The 19,032-nt window shown below is 33.2% G+C and carries 21 protein-coding genes; 16 read left to right on the plus strand and 5 right to left on the minus strand.

Annotation, left to right across the window (positions count from 1 at the left end; all coding sequences use genetic code 11):
- The 9 genes from QLS97_RS04265 to QLS97_RS04305 all read left to right on the plus strand — a co-directional run bounded on the left by QLS97_RS04265 (position 1) and on the right by QLS97_RS04305 (position 6,487).
- On the plus strand, positions 1-1,152 hold the full coding sequence (locus QLS97_RS04265; protein WP_282714412.1) for a PepSY-associated TM helix domain-containing protein: 1,152 nt from the start codon (positions 1-3) through the stop codon (positions 1,150-1,152).
- 215 nt (positions 1,153-1,367) lie between these two features.
- Complete coding sequence (gene cyoE / locus QLS97_RS04270; protein WP_282714414.1) at positions 1,368-2,270, plus strand: heme o synthase; 903 nt, start codon at positions 1,368-1,370, stop codon at positions 2,268-2,270.
- Between the two features lie 2 nt (positions 2,271-2,272).
- Positions 2,273-2,860 carry a cytochrome c oxidase subunit 3 gene (locus QLS97_RS04275; protein ID WP_282714416.1) on the plus strand — a complete coding sequence of 196 codons (588 nt, stop codon included), beginning with the start codon at positions 2,273-2,275 and terminating at the stop codon, positions 2,858-2,860.
- Positions 2,861-2,902: 42 nt separating this feature from the next.
- On the plus strand, positions 2,903-3,880 hold the full coding sequence (locus QLS97_RS04280) for a cytochrome c oxidase subunit 3 (RefSeq protein WP_282714418.1): 978 nt from the start codon (positions 2,903-2,905) through the stop codon (positions 3,878-3,880).
- A gap of 19 nt (positions 3,881-3,899) precedes the next feature.
- A complete protein-coding gene (locus tag QLS97_RS04285) occupies positions 3,900-4,250 on the plus strand; it encodes a cytochrome C oxidase subunit IV family protein (protein ID WP_131914990.1) in 351 nt (116 codons plus the stop codon).
- Between the two features lie 74 nt (positions 4,251-4,324).
- Positions 4,325-4,966, plus strand: a complete 642-nt coding sequence (locus QLS97_RS04290; protein WP_282714419.1) for a thioredoxin domain-containing protein — start codon at positions 4,325-4,327, stop codon at positions 4,964-4,966.
- Between the two features lie 6 nt (positions 4,967-4,972).
- Positions 4,973-5,659 (plus strand): SCO family protein, encoded by a 687-nt coding sequence (locus QLS97_RS04295; protein WP_282714420.1) that lies wholly within the window; start codon positions 4,973-4,975, stop codon positions 5,657-5,659.
- Positions 5,660-5,661: 2 nt separating this feature from the next.
- Complete coding sequence (locus tag QLS97_RS04300; protein ID WP_282714421.1) at positions 5,662-6,204, plus strand: DUF420 domain-containing protein; 543 nt, start codon at positions 5,662-5,664, stop codon at positions 6,202-6,204.
- A complete protein-coding gene (locus tag QLS97_RS04305; protein WP_282714422.1) occupies positions 6,194-6,487 on the plus strand; it encodes a hypothetical protein in 294 nt (97 codons plus the stop codon). The genes QLS97_RS04300 and QLS97_RS04305 overlap by 11 nt, the downstream gene beginning before the upstream one ends.
- A 33-nt stretch (positions 6,488-6,520) precedes the next feature.
- On the opposite strand, the gene QLS97_RS04310 is transcribed toward QLS97_RS04305, so the two are convergent.
- Positions 6,521-7,930, minus strand: coding sequence for a DUF4403 family protein (locus QLS97_RS04310; protein ID WP_282714424.1), 1,410 nt, complete (start codon positions 7,928-7,930; stop codon positions 6,521-6,523).
- Between the two features lie 173 nt (positions 7,931-8,103).
- Here QLS97_RS04310 and QLS97_RS04315 point away from each other — a divergent pair, with 173 nt between their 5' ends.
- The 7 genes from QLS97_RS04315 (at position 8,104) to tsaB (ending at position 15,985) form a co-directional block, all read left to right on the plus strand.
- A complete protein-coding gene (locus QLS97_RS04315) occupies positions 8,104-8,805 on the plus strand; it encodes an ABC transporter ATP-binding protein (RefSeq protein WP_282714425.1) in 702 nt (233 codons plus the stop codon).
- Entirely contained in the window at positions 8,798-10,042 is a 1,245-nt protein-coding gene (locus QLS97_RS04320; protein ID WP_282714427.1) for an ABC transporter permease, read from the plus strand. Before QLS97_RS04315 ends, QLS97_RS04320 begins: the two co-directional genes overlap by 8 nt.
- 2 nt (positions 10,043-10,044) lie before the next feature.
- The gene (locus tag QLS97_RS04325) at positions 10,045-11,310 is read left to right on the plus strand and encodes an ABC transporter permease (RefSeq protein ID WP_282714429.1); all 1,266 of its coding nucleotides are present in this window, start codon (positions 10,045-10,047) and stop codon (positions 11,308-11,310) included.
- Positions 11,311-11,352: 42 nt separating this feature from the next.
- Complete coding sequence (locus QLS97_RS04330; protein ID WP_282714431.1) at positions 11,353-12,468, plus strand: efflux RND transporter periplasmic adaptor subunit; 1,116 nt, start codon at positions 11,353-11,355, stop codon at positions 12,466-12,468.
- Positions 12,469-12,550: 82 nt separating this feature from the next.
- A complete protein-coding gene (locus QLS97_RS04335; protein ID WP_282714433.1) occupies positions 12,551-13,921 on the plus strand; it encodes a TolC family protein in 1,371 nt (456 codons plus the stop codon).
- A 6-nt stretch (positions 13,922-13,927) separates the two neighbouring features.
- Positions 13,928-15,232, plus strand: a complete 1,305-nt coding sequence (locus QLS97_RS04340) for an efflux RND transporter periplasmic adaptor subunit (protein WP_282714435.1) — start codon at positions 13,928-13,930, stop codon at positions 15,230-15,232.
- A gap of 84 nt (positions 15,233-15,316) precedes the next feature.
- Positions 15,317-15,985 (plus strand): tRNA (adenosine(37)-N6)-threonylcarbamoyltransferase complex dimerization subunit type 1 TsaB, encoded by a 669-nt coding sequence (gene tsaB / locus QLS97_RS04345; RefSeq protein ID WP_282714437.1) that lies wholly within the window; start codon positions 15,317-15,319, stop codon positions 15,983-15,985.
- 8 nt (positions 15,986-15,993) lie between these two features.
- On the opposite strand, the gene QLS97_RS04350 is transcribed toward tsaB, so the two are convergent.
- From QLS97_RS04350 to QLS97_RS04365, 4 genes are all read right to left on the minus strand, one after another.
- Positions 15,994-16,821 (minus strand): mechanosensitive ion channel family protein, encoded by an 828-nt coding sequence (locus tag QLS97_RS04350; protein ID WP_282714439.1) that lies wholly within the window; start codon positions 16,819-16,821, stop codon positions 15,994-15,996.
- An 81-nt stretch (positions 16,822-16,902) separates the two neighbouring features.
- The gene (locus QLS97_RS04355; protein ID WP_282714442.1) at positions 16,903-17,433 is read right to left on the minus strand and encodes a YtxH domain-containing protein; all 531 of its coding nucleotides are present in this window, start codon (positions 17,431-17,433) and stop codon (positions 16,903-16,905) included.
- 320 nt (positions 17,434-17,753) lie between these two features.
- A complete protein-coding gene (locus tag QLS97_RS04360) occupies positions 17,754-17,954 on the minus strand; it encodes a dodecin family protein (protein ID WP_131990241.1) in 201 nt (66 codons plus the stop codon).
- A gap of 107 nt (positions 17,955-18,061) precedes the next feature.
- Complete coding sequence (locus QLS97_RS04365) at positions 18,062-18,961, minus strand: NifU family protein (RefSeq protein WP_282714445.1); 900 nt, start codon at positions 18,959-18,961, stop codon at positions 18,062-18,064.
- Positions 18,962-19,032: the final 71 nt, after the last annotated feature.

Genomic DNA, 19,032 nt, shown 5'->3' on the forward strand with positions numbered 1-19,032 from the left:
ATGGTCAAGAAAAAACTTTTATGGTTGCATAAATGGTTGGGTTTGCTTTCAGGACTTGTAGTTTTAATTGTCAGTCTTACGGGATGTCTTAATGTTTTTCAGGATGAGTTACAGCTTATGACTCATCCTGAAAAATTTTTTATTGAAAAGCCGAATCTACAGCCTTCCAAAACGATTGCGTTATGCAAACTTGTTAGTATCGCTGAAAAAAAATTAAATCCAGGGGAAAAAATAAGCCGTGTTGATATTTTTCCGCAGGAAAATCGAACTTGGGTTTTTAGAGCTATAAAAACGAATAAAGAAGCTTTTTTTTACTCTGATTATTTTACGTATTATAAACGGGTATTTGTAAATCCTTATACGGGAAATGTACAAGTGGTTGAAAACACCAAAACAAATTTTTTTCAGATTGTTCTTCAGTTGCATATGAATTTGCTTTTAGGGCAGAAATACGGTCATGTTGTGGTGGGTTTTTCTACAATCTTTTTTGCTATTTTGTGTCTTAGCGGAATTGTTTTGTGGTGGCCTAAAAAATGGAAACCTAAAACAATCAAAGATAGTTTTTCGATAAATTTTAAAGCCAAAAGCAAAAGACTTAATTATGATTTGCATAATGTTTTAGGGTTTTATAGTTTATTGGTCGCTTTGTTATTTGCTTTTACAGGTTTAGTATTTGCTTTTCCAGCTTTTAAAAAAATGGTCTCCAATCAATTGAATGCTTTAGATAGTAAAGAAAAACAAAAGCTTTCATTGCCATTTATACCACAAACAGCTACTACGGTTTTGGATAACGGATTGAATTATGTTTTAGCACAGCATTCTAATGCAGATCAACTTTCGATTCGAATACAAAAAGACATTTCTGAACCGCAAGACATTCAAGTAAGGATTGAAAAAAATAGGACAGGTGTTTTTTACTGGTATTATTTCAATCAAAAAAACGGGCAAGTTGAGGAATTAAAAACTTCGGATAATTTACAGCTCGGAAGCCGTGTCACTTCTCTGAATTATGACTTACACGTTGGGAGTATTGGAGGGATTTATACTAAGATTTTAGCTTTTTTTGGTGCTCTTGTTTGTGCTTCCCTACCTGTTACTGGATTTATAATTTGGTTAAATAAATACAAAAAGTCAAAGTTAAAAAGGATATAAGGAATCATGGTTTCTTTGGGGAAATGACAAAGGAGACTGTGAAAAAGAATTGGTTTATTTGATGAAGCAGCTGAGTTCAGAAAAGGATAGTTTTAAAATAGTATAATTTTTTTGCCTAGATTTTGCTTTAAAAATATTTTGTGAATTGTTTTTTGTCAAATCCCTTTTGATACACTACTTTTGCAAAAGTTTTTCAAAACAAACAAACTCTAGTATTGAACGCAACACAAAATACATTTTCATTAAAATCCATTTATATTGATTTCCGAGAGATCACTAAGGCACGTTTAGCTATTAGTGTTGTGTTTTCGTCTATCGCGGGATTTATGCTTGGGATTTATGATTTGCATTCATTGGATTGGATGGTTTTGCTGAAATTGGCAGTTGGTGGCTATTGTATGGTAGGAGCATCAAATGCTTTTAATCAAGTTATTGAAAAAGATTTGGACGCTTTGATGGATAGAACGAAAAATCGTCCCGTTCCAGCTGGCAGAATGTCTCAGGCTACGGCTTTGATTATTGCGAGTTTTTTAACGATTGTTGGGATTGTGTTACTTTATACAATCAATCCAAAAACGGCTATGTTTGGCGCCATTTCTATATTTTTATATACAAGCGTTTATACTCCTTTAAAAACGATGACTTCACTGTCTGTTTTTGTGGGGGCTTTTCCTGGAGCAATTCCTTTTATGTTGGGTTGGGTTGCGGCAACAGGAGAATTTGGAATAGAAGCAGGGACCTTATTTTTAATTCAGTTCTTTTGGCAATTCCCACATTTTTGGGCAATTGGATGGTTCTTGTATGAAGATTATGAGAAAGCAGGTTTCTTTATGTTGCCTACAGGTAAAAAAGACAAAGGAACAGCCTTACAGATTATTTTGTATACGGTTTGGTTGATTTTAGCGTCGCTTTTACCAGTTTTGGGTTATACAGGGCGATTATATATGACGCCAATTGCTGCTATTGTTGTATTTTTACTGGGATTATGGATGCTTTTTTATGCTGTTCGATTATATAAATTAAGAACTGCAAAAGCGGCCAGAACTTTAATGCTAGTTAGCGTTTCTTATATTACATTATTACAATTGGTTTATATATTTGATAAATTTTTAAGATAGTTATGGAGATGATAATGACAACTGAGGAACAAAAATCCAGAACAGCCAGATCATATAAGTTGATTTTGTTGTTTGCAATGGTAAGTATGACTATGATGTTTGCTGGTCTTACCAGTGCTTTTGTAGTGAGTAAGTCAAGAGCTGACTGGTTGAAGGATTTTCAATTGCCAATAGCATTTTATTACAGTACAGCAGCAATAATAGGTTGTAGTGTTACTTTTCATTTGGCTAAAAAAGCAATTCAAAAAAACAATCAAAGTAAAACGACAATTTTTCTTTTGACGACATTAGTTCTAGGAATATTGTTTGTAATTTTACAGTTCGTAGGATTTGGGCAAATAGTGGATAATGGGTATTATTTCACCGGAAGTGGAAGCTCAATAACCACTACTTTTTTATACGTTGTTACGGTTGTGCACTTGATTCACCTTGCTGGTGGCGTGATTTCACTTCTAATTATAATTTATAATCATTTTAAACAAAAATACAATTCATCTCAAACCCTTGGAATTGAACTAGGTGCAATGTACTGGCACTTTCTTGACTTATTATGGGTTTATTTGTTTTTGTTTTTATATTTCTTTAAATAAGAAAAAAACGTAAATTTGGGAACTTTTTAACGAATAACTTTTATGGAAGCGACAGTTACTACTGCAAATAGTGAAGAAAAAACTTGGGGAGGCGGCAATGAGCCAATGGGAGCAAGTTATGGCAAATTAATGATGTGGTTTTTTATCGTATCAGATGCTTTAACGTTCTCTGGATTTCTGGCGGCGTATGGTTTTTCTCGATTTAAATTTATTGAAACTTGGCCATTGGCCGATGAAGTGTTTACTCACTTCCCATTTATGCACGGCGTTTCTGCTCCGATGTATTATGTGGCATTAATGACTTTTATTTTGATTTTTTCATCTGTAACAATGGTTTTGGCTGTTGATGCAGGTCATCAAATGAAAAAGAACAAAGTAGTTCTTTACATGTTCTTAACCATTATCGGTGGTTTGATTTTCGTAGGATCTCAAGCATGGGAATGGAAAAATTTCATCAAGGGAGAATACGGAGCTATTGAAACAAAAGGAGGAAGTTTACTTCAGTTTGTGGATAAAGACGGTAACCGTGTTGCTTTAGCTGAGTTTGCGGCTGTTTTACCTGAAGAAAGAGAACAATTGACAAGAAGTAAAGGAAAATGGTTTATGGATGAACCAAGTTTGCCTTCTTATTCAGTTGCTGAAGTTCAAGCGGGTTTCAAAGCACATCCTGAACTTTTGATCAGAACTGAGGTTATAACCAAAGAGAAGAAGAAAACGATCCTTTCAAGAGAAGAGTCTGAAGCAAGATTGAGTCAAGCACATTATGTTGTTGAAGGCGCAAACTTGAAAAGAAACGAATACGGAAGTAAATTATTTGCTGACTTCTTTTTCTTTATCACTGGATTTCACGGATTCCACGTTTTTTCTGGAGTAATCATAAATATTATCATATTTTTCAATGTGTTAATTGGAACTTATGAGAAAAGAAAAAGTTATGAAATGGTAGAAAAAGTGGGTCTTTATTGGCACTTTGTCGATTTAGTTTGGGTATTTGTATTTACAGTTTTCTATCTAGTTTAATTTTCAAAAAGTAATTATCATGTCACACGAACACGTATCTAATATAGGTAGAATCTGGAAAGTTTTCGGAATATTATCTGCCGTTACAGTAGTAGAAGTTTATTTGGGTATTTTGAAACCAGATTTTCTTTTCATGAATGATTTTTTAAGTATGAACTTACTTAATTGGATATTCTATGCTCTTACTATTTTTAAAGCCTATTACATTGTATATGCATTTATGCACATGGAAGGTGAAAAAAGTTCTTTAAGAAGTGCAGTTGTTTTTCCAGTAATTTTTCTGATATTATATTTACTCTTCATTCTTTTGACAGAAGGGGATTATATTTATGAGGTTTTTAAGAATTCTACGATTAAATGGAATTTTTAACAAGATATTAATTCAATAAAAGGGTACGCATTGCGTACCTTTTTTTATTTTTGTACTTTAATAGTATTATTACAATGAAAAAAAATATTGTCCTTTTCGTTCTTTTTATTTTACCCATAGTTGCCTACCTTTTTTTTGCTTCAGGTGTCAACGGATTTACTAAATTACCAACAATAACTCCTAATACAGCTGATCTGGGTAATTGGCAATCTTTAGACGGTCAAAAAGTTAGTTTGAATGGCAAAGTAACGATTCTCGGTTTTATGGGCACTGAGCTTTTAAAAAATAGAGGGAATCTTTTCAATTTAAATCAAAAAATTTATCAAAGGTATCATGAGTTCAAAGATGTTCAGTTTGTGATGATTTGTCCAACTGGAACTGAAAAAGATGCTAAAAAAGTGGTCGATGCTTTAGGCGCTTTTACTGATGTTGCTCAATGGCGCTTTGTATTCGCTTCAACAGAAGAGATTGCCACTTATTATGATCAATTGAAATTGGTAGAGAAATTAGATGAGAATTCTGGTACGCCAAAAGTCTACATTATTGATAAAAAACGAAATCTTCGCGGTCGAAAACTGGTGAAAGATACTAAAGAAGGCTACAATACATTTCATCCGGCGGAGTTGAGTAACGAAATGCTTGATGATTTTAAAGTTATACTTTACGAATATCGTGCAGCTCTTAAAAAGAACAATAACGCCACCAGAAAAATTTAATATTTTATGTTCAAAAATAAATCATACATAGGAATTTCTTTTATTATTTTGATTTTTGGGATTTACGCTGTTCCAAAAATAGTAGAGAGAATTAAAAACGATAAAGTAGTTCAAGGGGATAGACTAGACAGTGTTAATCCTGCGACTGCAAAAGAAGGTCAATTAATTAAGATAGGACCTGCGCCTAAATTCGAGTTAGTAAACCAAGACAATAAGAAGATTACTAATGAAACCTACAAAGGAAAAGTGTATGTATTAGAATTTTTCTTTTCGACTTGTCCTACTATTTGTCCAAAAATGAATGAAAGTATGTTGGTTTTAGAAAAGAATTTTTTTGGTAATCCTAATTTTGGAATTGTCTCAATTACTATTGATCCAGAACACGATACTCCAAAAATTTTAAAAGAACATGCGAATCTTTTGGGAGTAAAATCCTCCAATTGGAATTTTTTAACCGGAGATAAAGCCTATATTTTTAATTTAGCCAATAAAGGTTTTAACCTTTATGCGGGTGAAAATAAAAAAGTTGCCGGTGGTTTTGAACATTCAGGATTATTTGCATTGATTGATAAAAATGGAAATATCCGTTGTAGAAATGATGATTTTGGAAATCCAATTTTATATTATGATGGTTTGGATAAAAAAGGAGTAAGAAACATTCAACAAGATATTAATATTTTATTAGAAGAATAAGAATGGAGAATAATTCGTTAGAGAAGAAATTTAGTAAGTTCATTATAGCAGTTTCAATTTTAATACCAGTAGTAGTTGCCATACTTTTTGGAGTAAAACTAAAAGATTTTGGATATAATGTAGAACCACTTTCATTTTTGCCGCCAATATATGCGACTACCAATGGAATTACAGCGATAGTTTTAATCGTTGCAGTTATAGCTATTAAAAACGGTAAAAGAAAACTTCATGAAAGGTTAATGACTTCGGCTATTGCTCTATCTGTTGCTTTTCTTGTCATGTATGTGGCGTATCACATGACTTCTGATTCGACAAAATTTGGTGGAGAAGGAATAATTAGATACGTTTATTTCTTTATATTAATTACACATATTATTTTGTCAATTGCCATTATTCCTATGGTTTTAATAACGTATGTTAGAGCATTGGCAGAAAATTTTGATAAGCATAAAAAAATCTCCAAAATTACTTTTCCAATTTGGTTGTATGTTGCCATAACGGGAGTAGTTGTTTATTTAATGATTTCACCATATTATGTATACTAAAGATTTAAGAAACAAAATTAAAGCCGTTGAAGCTCCAAGAAAAGTAAAAAAAAATGGAAAATCCTGCCTTTTTTCTTTATTGTTAATACTTGTTTTCAACCTCTTTTCGCTATCAGCAAATGCACAATGTGCTATGTGTCGTGCTGCATTGACCAGCGAAGGAAATACAACGAAAGCGGCAGCTGTAAATGATGGAATAGTTTATTTAATGGCAATTCCATATATCCTTGTTGCAGGAATTGGATATGCTGTTTATCGAATGAAAAAGAATAAATCGAGTTAATAGTTCTTTTGTTTTTTTTTGAAAAAATAAAAATTATTTCAATCCATCTACGGAAACATTTACAGTTCCTTTTACTTTTATAAAAGCAATAATAGCTTGGTTTGTCAATTGGATTCTCTGAAATTGAATCTCTTCCATTTTTCCATTTACAAAAACACCTTGCATGGGAGAGTAGTTTTTTAAATACGTCATCATGCTTTTTTGACCTTCTTCAAGATTTGGTTTTATGGAGTAGCGACAACTTTGCTCTATTTTTCTTAAGATTAATCCTTGCGCTAACCAATTAGCAGTTCGCATTAATTTATTTTTTGTGTCCAAAGCATAATCCAATTGATCAAAATATACTTCTTTGGTTTTGTCGTTATACTGAGGAAAACCTGCTAAATAGATAGTTCCGTTTACAGATCCTAATACATCTAAAGCGATTATCATTTTTCCGTTTTTGTGCCAAATAGCAACATTTTGAACTTTTACTTTCTTGGAACCTGAACCAAATTCTTGCCCGGCAAAATTCTTGGTCATTAGTTTTGAAGCTTCCAGATAGGTAGAAACTGCAACAATGTTTGCGGTGATTTCCTGAGGTATTTTAGATACGGGTTTTAAAACAATTTTGCTGGCATTAAATTTAGATTCGGGTTGCTTTCCTATCAATGTTTCCATGTTGCATTTCATTCCCATTTCCAGTACAAAAGTGTCATTTTTGAGTTTGGCATTGGTGGAATAAATTTCAATAGGGACAATTCGAAGCCAGCTTTCATAAGTGTCGCTCATTTGAAAAGGAGCACAAATTTTCTCTAAAGCTGCCAAAACATTCGGTTTGAAATCCATTGATTTTGCAATAGCATCATCAATTTTCTTTTCTATTTTAGATTTGAAAAGCTTTATTCCCGGATTGATAAGATAGGTTACAGGAACATTTTTTCCAAAAACAGTCATCGTCGGACTTTCATTCCAATCCAATGATTTTAGTTCCGTTTTGGTATTCATTTTCCAATTGGTTAAACCTACATCACTCAGTAAAGTTACCACACCATCAAGATTAAATTCTTTAGTGTTGTATAATTCAACGCCCATTTTCTTTGTTCCAATCCTGTATTTTACGATTGCTTTCAAGGGTAAGACAGTTCTAATTTTTTGACCATTAGCACCGTTGTCATTTTTGATTGTGATTGGCGCTAATTTCCAAATCTTCATTTCAATGTCATCATCTTCAATATTGTTGTCTTCATAAATTAGCCCATTTAGAAGTGAGTTTGTTTGGTTTTCGATATCCTTCAGTTTTACACTGATTGGTAAATTGATAAAGGAAGGAGTGTTTTCGTAAACTAAAGGAGTGGCATCATCTGGTTCGGGTTTTAGAATAGCTATTTTATTAGTTGTTGAACAGCTTGTTATCAGTGCGATAGACAGAATTATAAGTAGAGCTGAAAAGTATTTATGCATTTTATTTTAGTTTGATGAGGCAAAATTAGTAAAACAATTCTTTTTTAGGATTAATGTGTAACATTTTCACAACAATTAAGTCTTATGATTAAATTCCTGATAAAGGTATTAACGTTTTCTTATTACAATTTCTTTTAGAGAAGAATTAATATTGTTTTAAAATTAACATAATTATGATTGAAATTAAAGATTTGCATAAATCCTATAAAATGGGAAATTCCGAATTACATGTGTTAAAAGGAATTAATTTCAACATTAAAGAAGGGGAATTAGTGGCTATTATGGGTTCTTCTGGTTCAGGAAAATCTACTTTGCTTAATATTCTTGGGATTCTTGATGAAGCTGATTCTGGTAATTATATTTTGGATAGTGTGCCTATTAAAAATCTCAACGAGACTATTGCTTCAAGATATCGCAACAAGTTTTTAGGTTTTGTTTTTCAATCTTTCAATTTAATTAATTATAAAAGTGCTTTGGATAATGTGGCGATGCCATTGTATTATCAAGGTATAAAAAGGAAAGAACGCAATGAAATTGCAATGAACTTTTTGGAAAAAGTAGGTTTGACGTCGCATTCACATCACTTACCAAATGAACTTTCCGGGGGACAAAAACAACGTGTTGCCATTGCAAGAGCCCTGGCGTCAAATCCGAAAGTATTATTGGCCGATGAGCCTACAGGAGCTTTGGATACCAAAACATCTTATGAGGTTATGGAGTTGATACAAGGGATTAATGACGAGGGAAAAACCATTTTGATTGTAACGCACGAGCCTGATATTGCTGCCATGTGCAAAAGAAATGTAGTTTTAAAAGATGGTTTAATCATCGATGATAAATTAGTAGAACAAGTAAGAGCATCCGCTTATGTTTAATGTAGAACGCTGGCAGGAAATTTTTGAGGCAATTGCCAAGAACAAACTGAGAACGTTTCTCACGGGAATTTCTGTGGCTTCTGGAATTTTTATATTAGTCATTCTTTTGGGGGCGGGCAAGGGACTTCAAAACGGAATTGAAAAACAGTTTGAACGTGATGCCGATGGTATAATTGAAATTTGGACAGGAACTACTACTAAAGAATACAAAGGATTGAATCCAGGAAGACAAATTCAATTTCGCAATAGTGATTATGATATTTCCGTGCAAAAATTCGGAGATATATTAGATAAAAAAGTGGCTACCTATAATTTTTGGAATGGCGTAATTGTTTATGGTAAAGAAACTGGGAATTATCAATATAGAGGTGTTTATCCAGATCATCAAGCCATTGAGAACGCAACAATCATTAATGGAAGATTCATAAATAATAATGATTTGGTAAACAGTGAGAAAGTTGCGGTCATTGGACAAAAAGTAAAGTTGGATTTATTTAAAGAAAAAAATCCTATTGGTGAACAACTTGTGATTAATAATATCACCTTCAAAGTGGTTGGTGTTTTTACTGATCCAGCTGGAGAAAGAGAAGAATCCAGAGTGTATCTACCAATAACGACTACACAAAAAGCTTTTGGGATTGGGGACAAAATTAGTAATTTGTCTTTTACGTTAACCAAAAAGGCTACTTATGAAGAAGCATTAGCGCAATCAACAAAATTTACGCAAGAGTTAGGACAATTATTGAGAAGTAAAAATATAATTGCACCGGATGATGAAAGTGCTATAGGAATTAATAATTCCATAAAAAATGCAAAACAGTTTTATGATTTAAATCTGTATATCCGATTGTTTTTTTGGTGGGTTGGAATTTGTACCATAATCGCAGGAGTAGTTGGAGTTAGTAATATTATGTTGATTATTGTAAAAGAAAGAACCAAAGAAATTGGTATTAGAAAAGCACTTGGAGCCTCTCCGGTTTCTATTATTGGAATGATTTTGCACGAATCCATTTTTATTACGACAATAGCCGGATTTGTGGGGCTTTTATCAAGTTTATTATTGTTGGAATTAGTAGGTCCGCTAGTATCAAGTGATTATTTTTTGAATCCCGAAGTTGATTTTAGTATCGCTTTAACCACCTTGATATTGTTAGTTGTAGCTGGTGCTTTAGCTGGATTTTTCCCTGCATACAGAGCCGCCAAAATAAAACCCATTGTAGCACTTAGAGACGAATAATTATGTTTGACAGAGATAAATGGAACGAGATTTTAGAGGCTTTAACTGCTAATACATTCAGGACGATTCTTACTGCGTTTGGTGTTTTTTGGGGGATATTTATTTTGGTAATATTACTTGCGGCAGGAAACGGATTAGAAAATGGCGTTAAAAAAGGGTTTGACGGAATTGCAACCAATACCATGTTCATGTGGTCACAAACTACTTCAAAACCGTTCAAAGGATTGCCTGCAACCAGACAATTTGACTTTAAAAACGTCGATGTTACTGCTTTGAAAGAGAATTTTCCGGATTTATTATACGTTTCGCCCAGAAATCAATTAGGGGGTTATGAAGGAGCAAATAATGTTGTCAGAGGAACAAAAACAGCAGCTTATACTATTTATGGGGATTATCCAGAGTTGATTAAGCAAGAATCGATGGATATTATAAAAGGACGTTTCGTAAATCAGCAAGATATTGTATTGAAGCGTAAAGTTGCGGTTATTGGTCAGGGTGTAATAAGCGAAATGTATGAAAAAGCAGAAGAGGTTATTGGAACATATATCAAGATTAACGGAGTGAATTTTATGGTTGTGGGCGTTTATAACTCAAAATCCAGAAATAATGGTGATGCTGAATCTGCACAAAAAAATATTTTCATGCCATTTACTACTTTTCAGCAAGCCTTTAATTATGGGGACACAGTAGGATGGATGGCACTTACAGCTAATGATAATGCTTCCATTACAGAGTTAAAGCCTAAAATTTTAGACTTCATGAAATCCAGACATTCGATACATCCTCAAGATGACAGGGCGATTGGGAATTTTGATTTGTTTCAGGAGTTCAGTAAAATACAAGGCTTGTTTCTTATTCTAAGATTCATTGCTTATTTTGTAGGGACATTGGTATTGCTTTCGGGCGTAATTGGAATTTCTAATATCATGTTGATTGTAGTCAAAGAACGTACAAAGGAAATAGGAATTCGAAGAGCATTAGGAGCCACACCGGGTGCGATTCGTTCCCAAATATTATCAGAAGCTATTTTTCTGACTATCATAGCAGGAATGTTTGGAATTGCATTGGCCACAGGATTATTAGCAGTTTTAAATATGGTTTTAGATTCGATGCCAAGTGAAGGAATGATGTTCGCGAATCCAAGTGTAGATTTGACAGTTGTATTTATTGCTTTGTTCATACTCATTGGTTCAGGTTTATTAGCAGGATTAATTCCGGCTCAAACTGCCATAAATGTAAAACCAGTAGACGCATTAAGAACAGAATAAAGTATCAATCAAAAATTATTTAATCGATTAAACATAAGCAAAATGAAAAAAGGATTAACCATAACTATTTTAATTACAATCGCACTAGTGTTCTTTGGTGCTTTGTATTATTTGTATGCCAAGAATCAGGAATCTCCAATTGTTTTTGAAACCGATAAGGCAGAAATAAAAACGATTGTAAAAAACACTATTGCAACCGGTAATATTGTTCCAGATGAAGAGGTGCTTATCAAACCTAATATTTCAGGTATTATTGAGGCGGTTTATATTAAGGCCGGTGAAAATATCAAAGCGGGTGATTTAATTGCAAAAATTAAAGTTGTTGCCAATGTATCTAATTTGAGTAATTCTCAAAATCAGGTGCAAACATCTAAAATTGCTTTGGACAATCAGGAAAAAGTATTTTTAAGACAAAAAACCTTATTTGATAAAGGCGTTATTTCGGCAAATGATTTTGATGCGGCACAATTAGCATATAAACAAGCGAAACAGAATTATAGCGCGTCTCGACAAGGATATGATATTGTGAAAACAGGAACAACTTCCGGATTGGGAAGCTATGCCAATACTTTGATTCGCTCAACAGTAAATGGAATGGTGTTGGATGTTCCGGTAAAAGTAGGAAACCAAGTAATTGAAAGTAATAATTTTAATGAAGGAACAACAATAGCAAGTGTTGCCGATGTTGGGCGTATGATATTTGTTGGAAAAATTGACGAATCAGAAGTAGGTAAAATAAAAGAAAAATTGCCAATCGAAATTACTGTTGGTGCTATTGAAAACAAAAAGTTTGATGCCGTTCTGCAATATATTGCCCCAAAAGGTAAAACAGAAAATGGAGCGATTCAATTCGAAATAAAAGCATCTTTGGCAAATAGAGACGATACTTTTATCAGAGCTGGTTTAAGCGCAAATGCTTCCATTATTTTAGAAAAAGCGGATAAGGTTTTAGCGATAAAAGAATCCTTGATTCAATTTGATAAAAAAACACAAAAACCATACGTAGAGGTTGAAACCGGAGTGCAAAAATTTACAAGAAAAGATTTAGTCTTAGGCGTTAGCGATGGAATTTATGTCGAAATAAAAAGCGGAATTAAAGCATCAGATAAAATAAAAGTATGGAATCAAGGTCTAAAAAATGAAGAAATGAAACCTTAAAAATACATTCAAAAAAGAATTTTAGTTTTTAAAAAAATGTTAAATATGTGTAGTACCTTTGCTACACTTTCATTCAAAATATATGAAAAAAAATAGTTGTATCAGTCTCGTTTTTATCGTGCTTTTTGGTTTATCCGTTCAGGGACAATCCAAAAAATGGACTCTGGAAGAATGCGTAAAATATGCCATTCAAAATAATATCTCCATCAAACAATCCGAGTTAGATACTAAAACGGCGGCCATTGATAAAAAAGGAGCGATTGGAAACTTTCTTCCATCATTGAATGCCAGTGCTTCTCATTCCTGGAACATTGGTTTGAATCAGGATATTACAACAGGGCTTTTGCGTAATCAAACGACTCAGTTTACTTCTGCTGGAGCAAATGTGGGTGTGGATATTTACAAAGGTTTACAAAACCAAAATACATTGCGTAAAGCCAATCTTTCGATTGTGGCAGCTAAATACCAATTGCTCAAAATGCAGGAAGATGTAGCTTTGAATGTTGCAAATGCTTTTTTACAGGTGCTTTTTAATAAAGAAAACTTAAAAGTGCAGAAAGAACAATTGGGAATTAATGAAAAGCAATATGCGCGCTCAGAAGAATTAGTGAAAGCGGGATCTATTCCTCGTGGGGATTTATTGGACATAAAAGCGACTGTGGCATCAAACAACCAAAACGTTATTACAGCTGACAATGCATTATTAATTTCAAAATTGAGTTTGGCTCAATTGTTACAACTAAAAGACTTTGAAAATTTTGATGTTGTTGATGATACCGATGTTAAAGATGAAAATAATATTATGGCACAATCTCCGGTAGCCATTTATGACAAAGCCAAAGAGGGAAGAACTGAATTGAAAATTGCAAGAACTAATTTAGAAATTTCACAGAAAAATTTAGAAATTGCCAAAGGAGCTTTTCAACCTACTTTACAAGGGTTTTATAGTTTTAATAGTCGAGTTTCTTATGCAGATGTTCCTGCGTTTGACAGTATGGGAAATCTAATTGGTACAAGAAGTCCAGCGCCATTTTTTGATCAATTCAGTGATAATAAGGGACAATCTTTTGGAGCTCAGTTATCAATTCCTATCTTTAATGGATTTTCGGCAAAAAATAATGTGGAGCGTTCTAAAGTAAGTTTAGAAAGATCAAAAATTGCTGTTGAGCAACAAGATTTGGATTTACAAAGAAATGTTTTCACTGCATTTGCAGATGCGAAAGGCGCTTTGAATGCTTATGAATCTTCGGTTGTAGCACTTGAATCCAGACAAGGAGCGTATGATTATGCCAAAGAAAAATATGCAGTTGGTTTGATGAATTCTTTTGATTTCAATCAATCACAAACGCTACTTACTAATGCACAATCAGATGTTCTTAGAACAAAATACGATTATATTTTTAAAATTAAAATATTAGAATTCTATTTTGGAATTCCACTTATCAAAAACTAATTTATCATGTCAAAGAAAACAATTTATATCCTAATAGGTGGAGCAATAGTACTTATTGCTGCATTGATAGCACTTTCAAAATCTGGAGTTATCGGAAATAAGGACAAAGGAACTGAAGTTGAAATCGCCCAAGTTATTCCGACAACTATTGTTGAAACGGTTTCGGCAACAGGAAAAATTCAACCAGAAATTGAAGTTAAAATTTCATCTGAGGTGTCAGGAGAAATTATTTCTTTAAACGTAAAAGAAGGACAAGTTGTAAAGAAAGGAGATTTATTGGTTAAAATAAATCCAGATTTGTATACTTCGGGTTACAATCGTTCGGTTTCAAATTTATCAGGAACCAGAGCAAATTTGAGTCAGGCTGATGCTTCGTTCAAGGAATCTAAATCAAGTTACGACAGAAATAAAACATTATTCGAAAAAGGAATTATTTCAAAGTCAGATTGGGATAAAGCAGTTGCCTCTTATGAAGTGGCAAAAGCGGCTAAGCAAACGGCTTATTTTAATGTTCAAAGTGCTTCTGCTACTGTAAACGAAGCCAAAGATAATTTAGGTCGTACTACAATCTATGCGCCTGCGGATGGAACAATTTCTATGTTAAACGTAGAAATGGGAGAGCGTGTTTTAGGAACGCAACAAATGACTGGAACGGAGATTTTGAGAGTAGCAAACTTAAATAACATGGAAGTGGAAGTGGATGTCAATGAAAATGATATTGTAAAAATAAAAGTAGGAGACGATGCTAATGTTGAAGTTGATGCTTATCTTAAAAAACAATTTAAAGGAACTGTAACTAGTATTTCTAATTCGGCTAGTTCTGCTTTGACTGCAGATCAAGTAACTAATTTTAAAGTTAAAGTGAGAATTCTTAAAGAATCGTATCAAGATTTATTAGAAGGAAAACCAGATGCATATTCTCCTTTTAGACCTGGAATGACTGCAACGGTTGATATCATTACAGAAACAAAAACGAATGTATTGTCTGTGCCTATTAGTTCAGTAGTGGTAAAATCTGATACGACAGCTGTAAAAGAAATTAAAGTGGAAGATCCTAATGAAGAACAAAAAGGAGCTGCACCTAAAAGTGATAAAAAGTTTGAATGCGTATTTGTAAAAGTAGGTGGTAAAGCTAAAATTAGAATCATCAAAACCGGAATTCAAGACGATACAAATATTGAGGTTTTAACAGGTCTTAAAAAAGGAGATGTAGTTATAACCGGCCCTTACACTACCGTTTCTAAGGACTTAAATTCTGGAGATAAGGTAACGCTAAAAACGGATAAGGATAAAGCTGAAAGTAAGAAATAATACAGTATACTAATATTTTAAAAATCACAATTATGGAAATATATTTCATGATTGTGATTTTCATGTTAAAATAAAATCTAAAAATTGGAATACATTCTCAACATCGAAACCGCTACGAAAAACTGTTCAGTTGCTCTTGCAAAAGGCGGAAAAACAATTGTATGCAAAGAAATTGCCGAAGAAGGATATTCTCATGCAGAACGACTTCATGTTTTTATTGAGGCAATTATAAAAGAAGCAGGAATTACGCTTAATGATTTATCTGCCATCGCTGTGAGTCAAGGTCCGGGTTCTTATACAGGATTAAGAATAGGCGTTTCAGCTGCCAAAGGACTGTGTTATGCGCTAGATATTCCATTAATTGCCGTTGATACTCTACAAGCTTTGGCATCACAAGTAACCATTTCCAGCGGATTAATTATTCCCATGATTGATGCCCGAAGAATGGAAGTGTATAGTGCTGTTTTTGCTCCAAATTTGGAACGAAAAAGAGAAGTTCTTGCCGAAATAATCACGGAGAATTCTTTTGAAGATTTGCAGGAAACACTTTATTTTGTTGGTGATTGTGCCGAAAAATGTAAGTCAGTTTTGACTAAAGAAAATTATGTTTTTCTTGACAAAATTGTACATCCTTCTGCCAAAGAAATGAGTGCGATAAGTTTTGATAAATTCAAAAAAAGAGACACTGTAGATGTCGCTTATTTTGAACCGTATTATTTGAAAGATTTCATGATTACTACTTCAAAGAAGTAATCTTTAAATTAAGAATTATCCTTAGTTGATTCTCTTACATAAGGCTGAGTCACAATTCCGGCGGCGTCAAATGCCAGTTTACAGCTTTCCAATGTATCAGCATAAACATCCCAGAAATCTTCATTTGTGGCCCATGGTCTAACGGCTAATTGTATAGCACTATCGGTTAGATTTTTTACAGAAACAACGGGTGCAGGAGTTTGAAGTACCTTTGGATTGTTTTTGAAAATGGCAGTAATTATTTCTTTTACTTTTTTAATATCCGTATCATAGGAAATAGCAATGGTCAAATCAGCTCTTCTGATTTTTTGCAAAGAATAATTGATAATGTTTCCATTTGATAAAGATCCGTTGGGTATAAAAATAGTCTGGTTATTAGCCGTAATCAATTTGGTTACAAATATTTGAATTTCGCTGACAGTTCCGGTTACTCCTTGTGCTTCAATGGTGTCGTTTACCTTAAAAGGCTTAAAGAGAATAATCAGCATGCCGCCTGCAAAATTCGATAAGGAACCTTGAAGAGATAAACCCACTGCAAGTCCCATGGCACCAAGAATGGCAACAAATGACGAAGTTTCTATTCCTAGATTTGAAATAAAAGTCACAAATAATAGTACCCTCAAAACCCAAAGTAGAATATCGGCAAGGAATTTTGTCAAGGTAGGGTCTAAGTCCCTTTTTATCATTAATTTTCTGATGAATCTATTGATCAGCCGAATCACATAAAGGCCAACAAATAAAATGAGAAAAGCAGAAATAATTTTTGGCGAATAATCAATCAATACCGTGATAAATGTATTGGCATAATCAGTTAACTGATTTGGATTTAAGTTCATTTTTTATCTAATAAAAAACCTTCCCAAAAGAGAAGGTTAAGTTTGAAGTGCAAAAATACAAATAAATTATTTTTTTATAAATTAATCTGCGTCTTCTTCTATTTTATTTATAGTTTCTTTAGCTTTTTCAGTGGTGTCGGGATCACCGTCATTTGCTAATTCGCTTGCTTTTTCAGAAACAGTTTCGGCAGCATCTGTAGCTATTGTTTTAGTTTCACTTGCTATTTCTTCAACTTTTTCTGTAGCTGTAGCCGTTTTTTCTTTTACTGATTCTGCTGCGCTCCCTAGAGCATCACTGGCTTTATCTGAATATTCAGTGACAGTTTCTTTGGCTTGGTCAGCAAAACTTTCTACTTTATCTATAATTGGAGCTGCAGTTTCTTTTACTTTTTCAAATGTTTCTTCTACAAAAGTTTCTGCTTTTTCAAGGTAGGGAGCTGCAGTTTCTTTTGCTTTTTCAAATGTTTCTTCTGCAAAAATTTCTGCTTTTTCAAGATAAGGTGCTGCAGTCTCTTTTGCTTGCTCAAAGGTAGTTTCTGCTTTGTCAGCTAATTCGCTGGCAGTTTCTTTGGCTGAGCCAAATAAATTTTTTAAAAATGAAGATAGTCCCATGGTATTTTTATTTGATTAGTCTTACAATATTAAACAATTTTTTCTAGGATTGCTTTATTAAATCATTAATAATTTGCTGAAAATCAGTATTTGGCATCAAGTACATCTAGTTTTGGCAGACATGAAACAACGTTTTCTTATTTGTGTAGCGTGCAGATAAAACAATACTTTATTTTTTTGTTTCTGCCAAAATCACCCGGTTTTTGACTGCAGAACAATAACTAATTTCAGAAAGTATCGCAGCGAATAGCTTTGAATAGTTTCTAAAAATAAAAAAGCGTTCGCCGCAGCGAACGCTTAAATTAATGGGTCAAATTAATCTATTCGAGTTCGAAAGTTAATTTTAGGTTTACTCTGTATTCTGTGATTTCACCTCCACTTACGGCCGCACTGTGATCTTTAATGTATACAGAGCGTATGTGATTTATGGTTTTAGCTGCCTTTGCTACTCCTTTTCGAGTTGCATCTTCCCAACTTATATCTGAACTGGAAAGCACTTCAATTACTTTTAATACTGACATAATTTCTATTTGTTAAGTTAAGGATTAAATGTACCTATTTTATTTAAAATAGCAATTATTTTCACATAACTATAACATTGTCAATTAATTGTGAAATTTACTTTTGCTTATGCGTTTACGGCTTCCACTTTAATTCCTTCGTCGTTCAACATACTTTTCAACATGTTTTCGATACCGCTTTTTAACGTAAATGTTGATGAAGGGCAACCGCTGCAAGCTCCTTGAAGGATTACTTTTACGGTCTTGTCAGCTTCATTATATGAATCGAATGCAATATTTCCACCATCAGCTTGTACAGCAGGTTTTACATACTCCTCTAATATGTTGATGATTTGTTGTGAAGTGACATCCAGATTGTCAAACTCTTTTGCTTTGGTGTCTTCTGTTGCTGTAACTGCCTGAATGAAATTTTCATCTAGAACTGTTCCGCCATTTTCAATATATTGCTTGATAAAACTTCTTAATTCTAATGTTATTTCCTGCCATTCATTGATTTCATATTTAGTTACCGAGATGTAGTTTTCATCAATGAAAATCTCTTTTACATAAGGAAATTTAAAAAGTTCTTTTGCTAATGGTGATGCGCCTGTTTGATCAATGTTTTTGAATTCGATAGCGTTTTTAGTCAACATTTTACTCACTACAAATTTCAATGCAGCTGGATTTGGAGTGGTTTCTCCATAAACGGTCACAGGCTGTTTTTTAGTTTTGTTTTCGTCAATAGTGATGATTGTTCCGCCATTGTTTACAAATGTTTCCATTTGTTCTACTACGGCATCTTTGACATCGTCCCATTCCACAATACTATATTTTTCGATTGCTATAAAATTTCCGGAGATGTAAATTGTTTTTACAAAGGGAAGGTAAAATAATTGTTGCGCTAGTGGAGACGTTTTAGCCTCATCAATGTTTTTAAATTCAAAACTTTCATTTTGAGTTATAAAATCTTGAAATTCAAACTTTAATATAGTTGGGTTTTGTGTTTCTTTTATGCTAACTTTGTTCATGACTTTTAAATTTTTACAAATTTACTAAAGTTATTTTCTACGAATAACTATATTTGAGTTTTTAATGAATA

Origin of the sequence: Flavobacterium yafengii (assembly GCF_030010375.1) — a bacterium.
Taxonomy (GTDB): domain Bacteria; phylum Bacteroidota; class Bacteroidia; order Flavobacteriales; family Flavobacteriaceae; genus Flavobacterium; species Flavobacterium yafengii.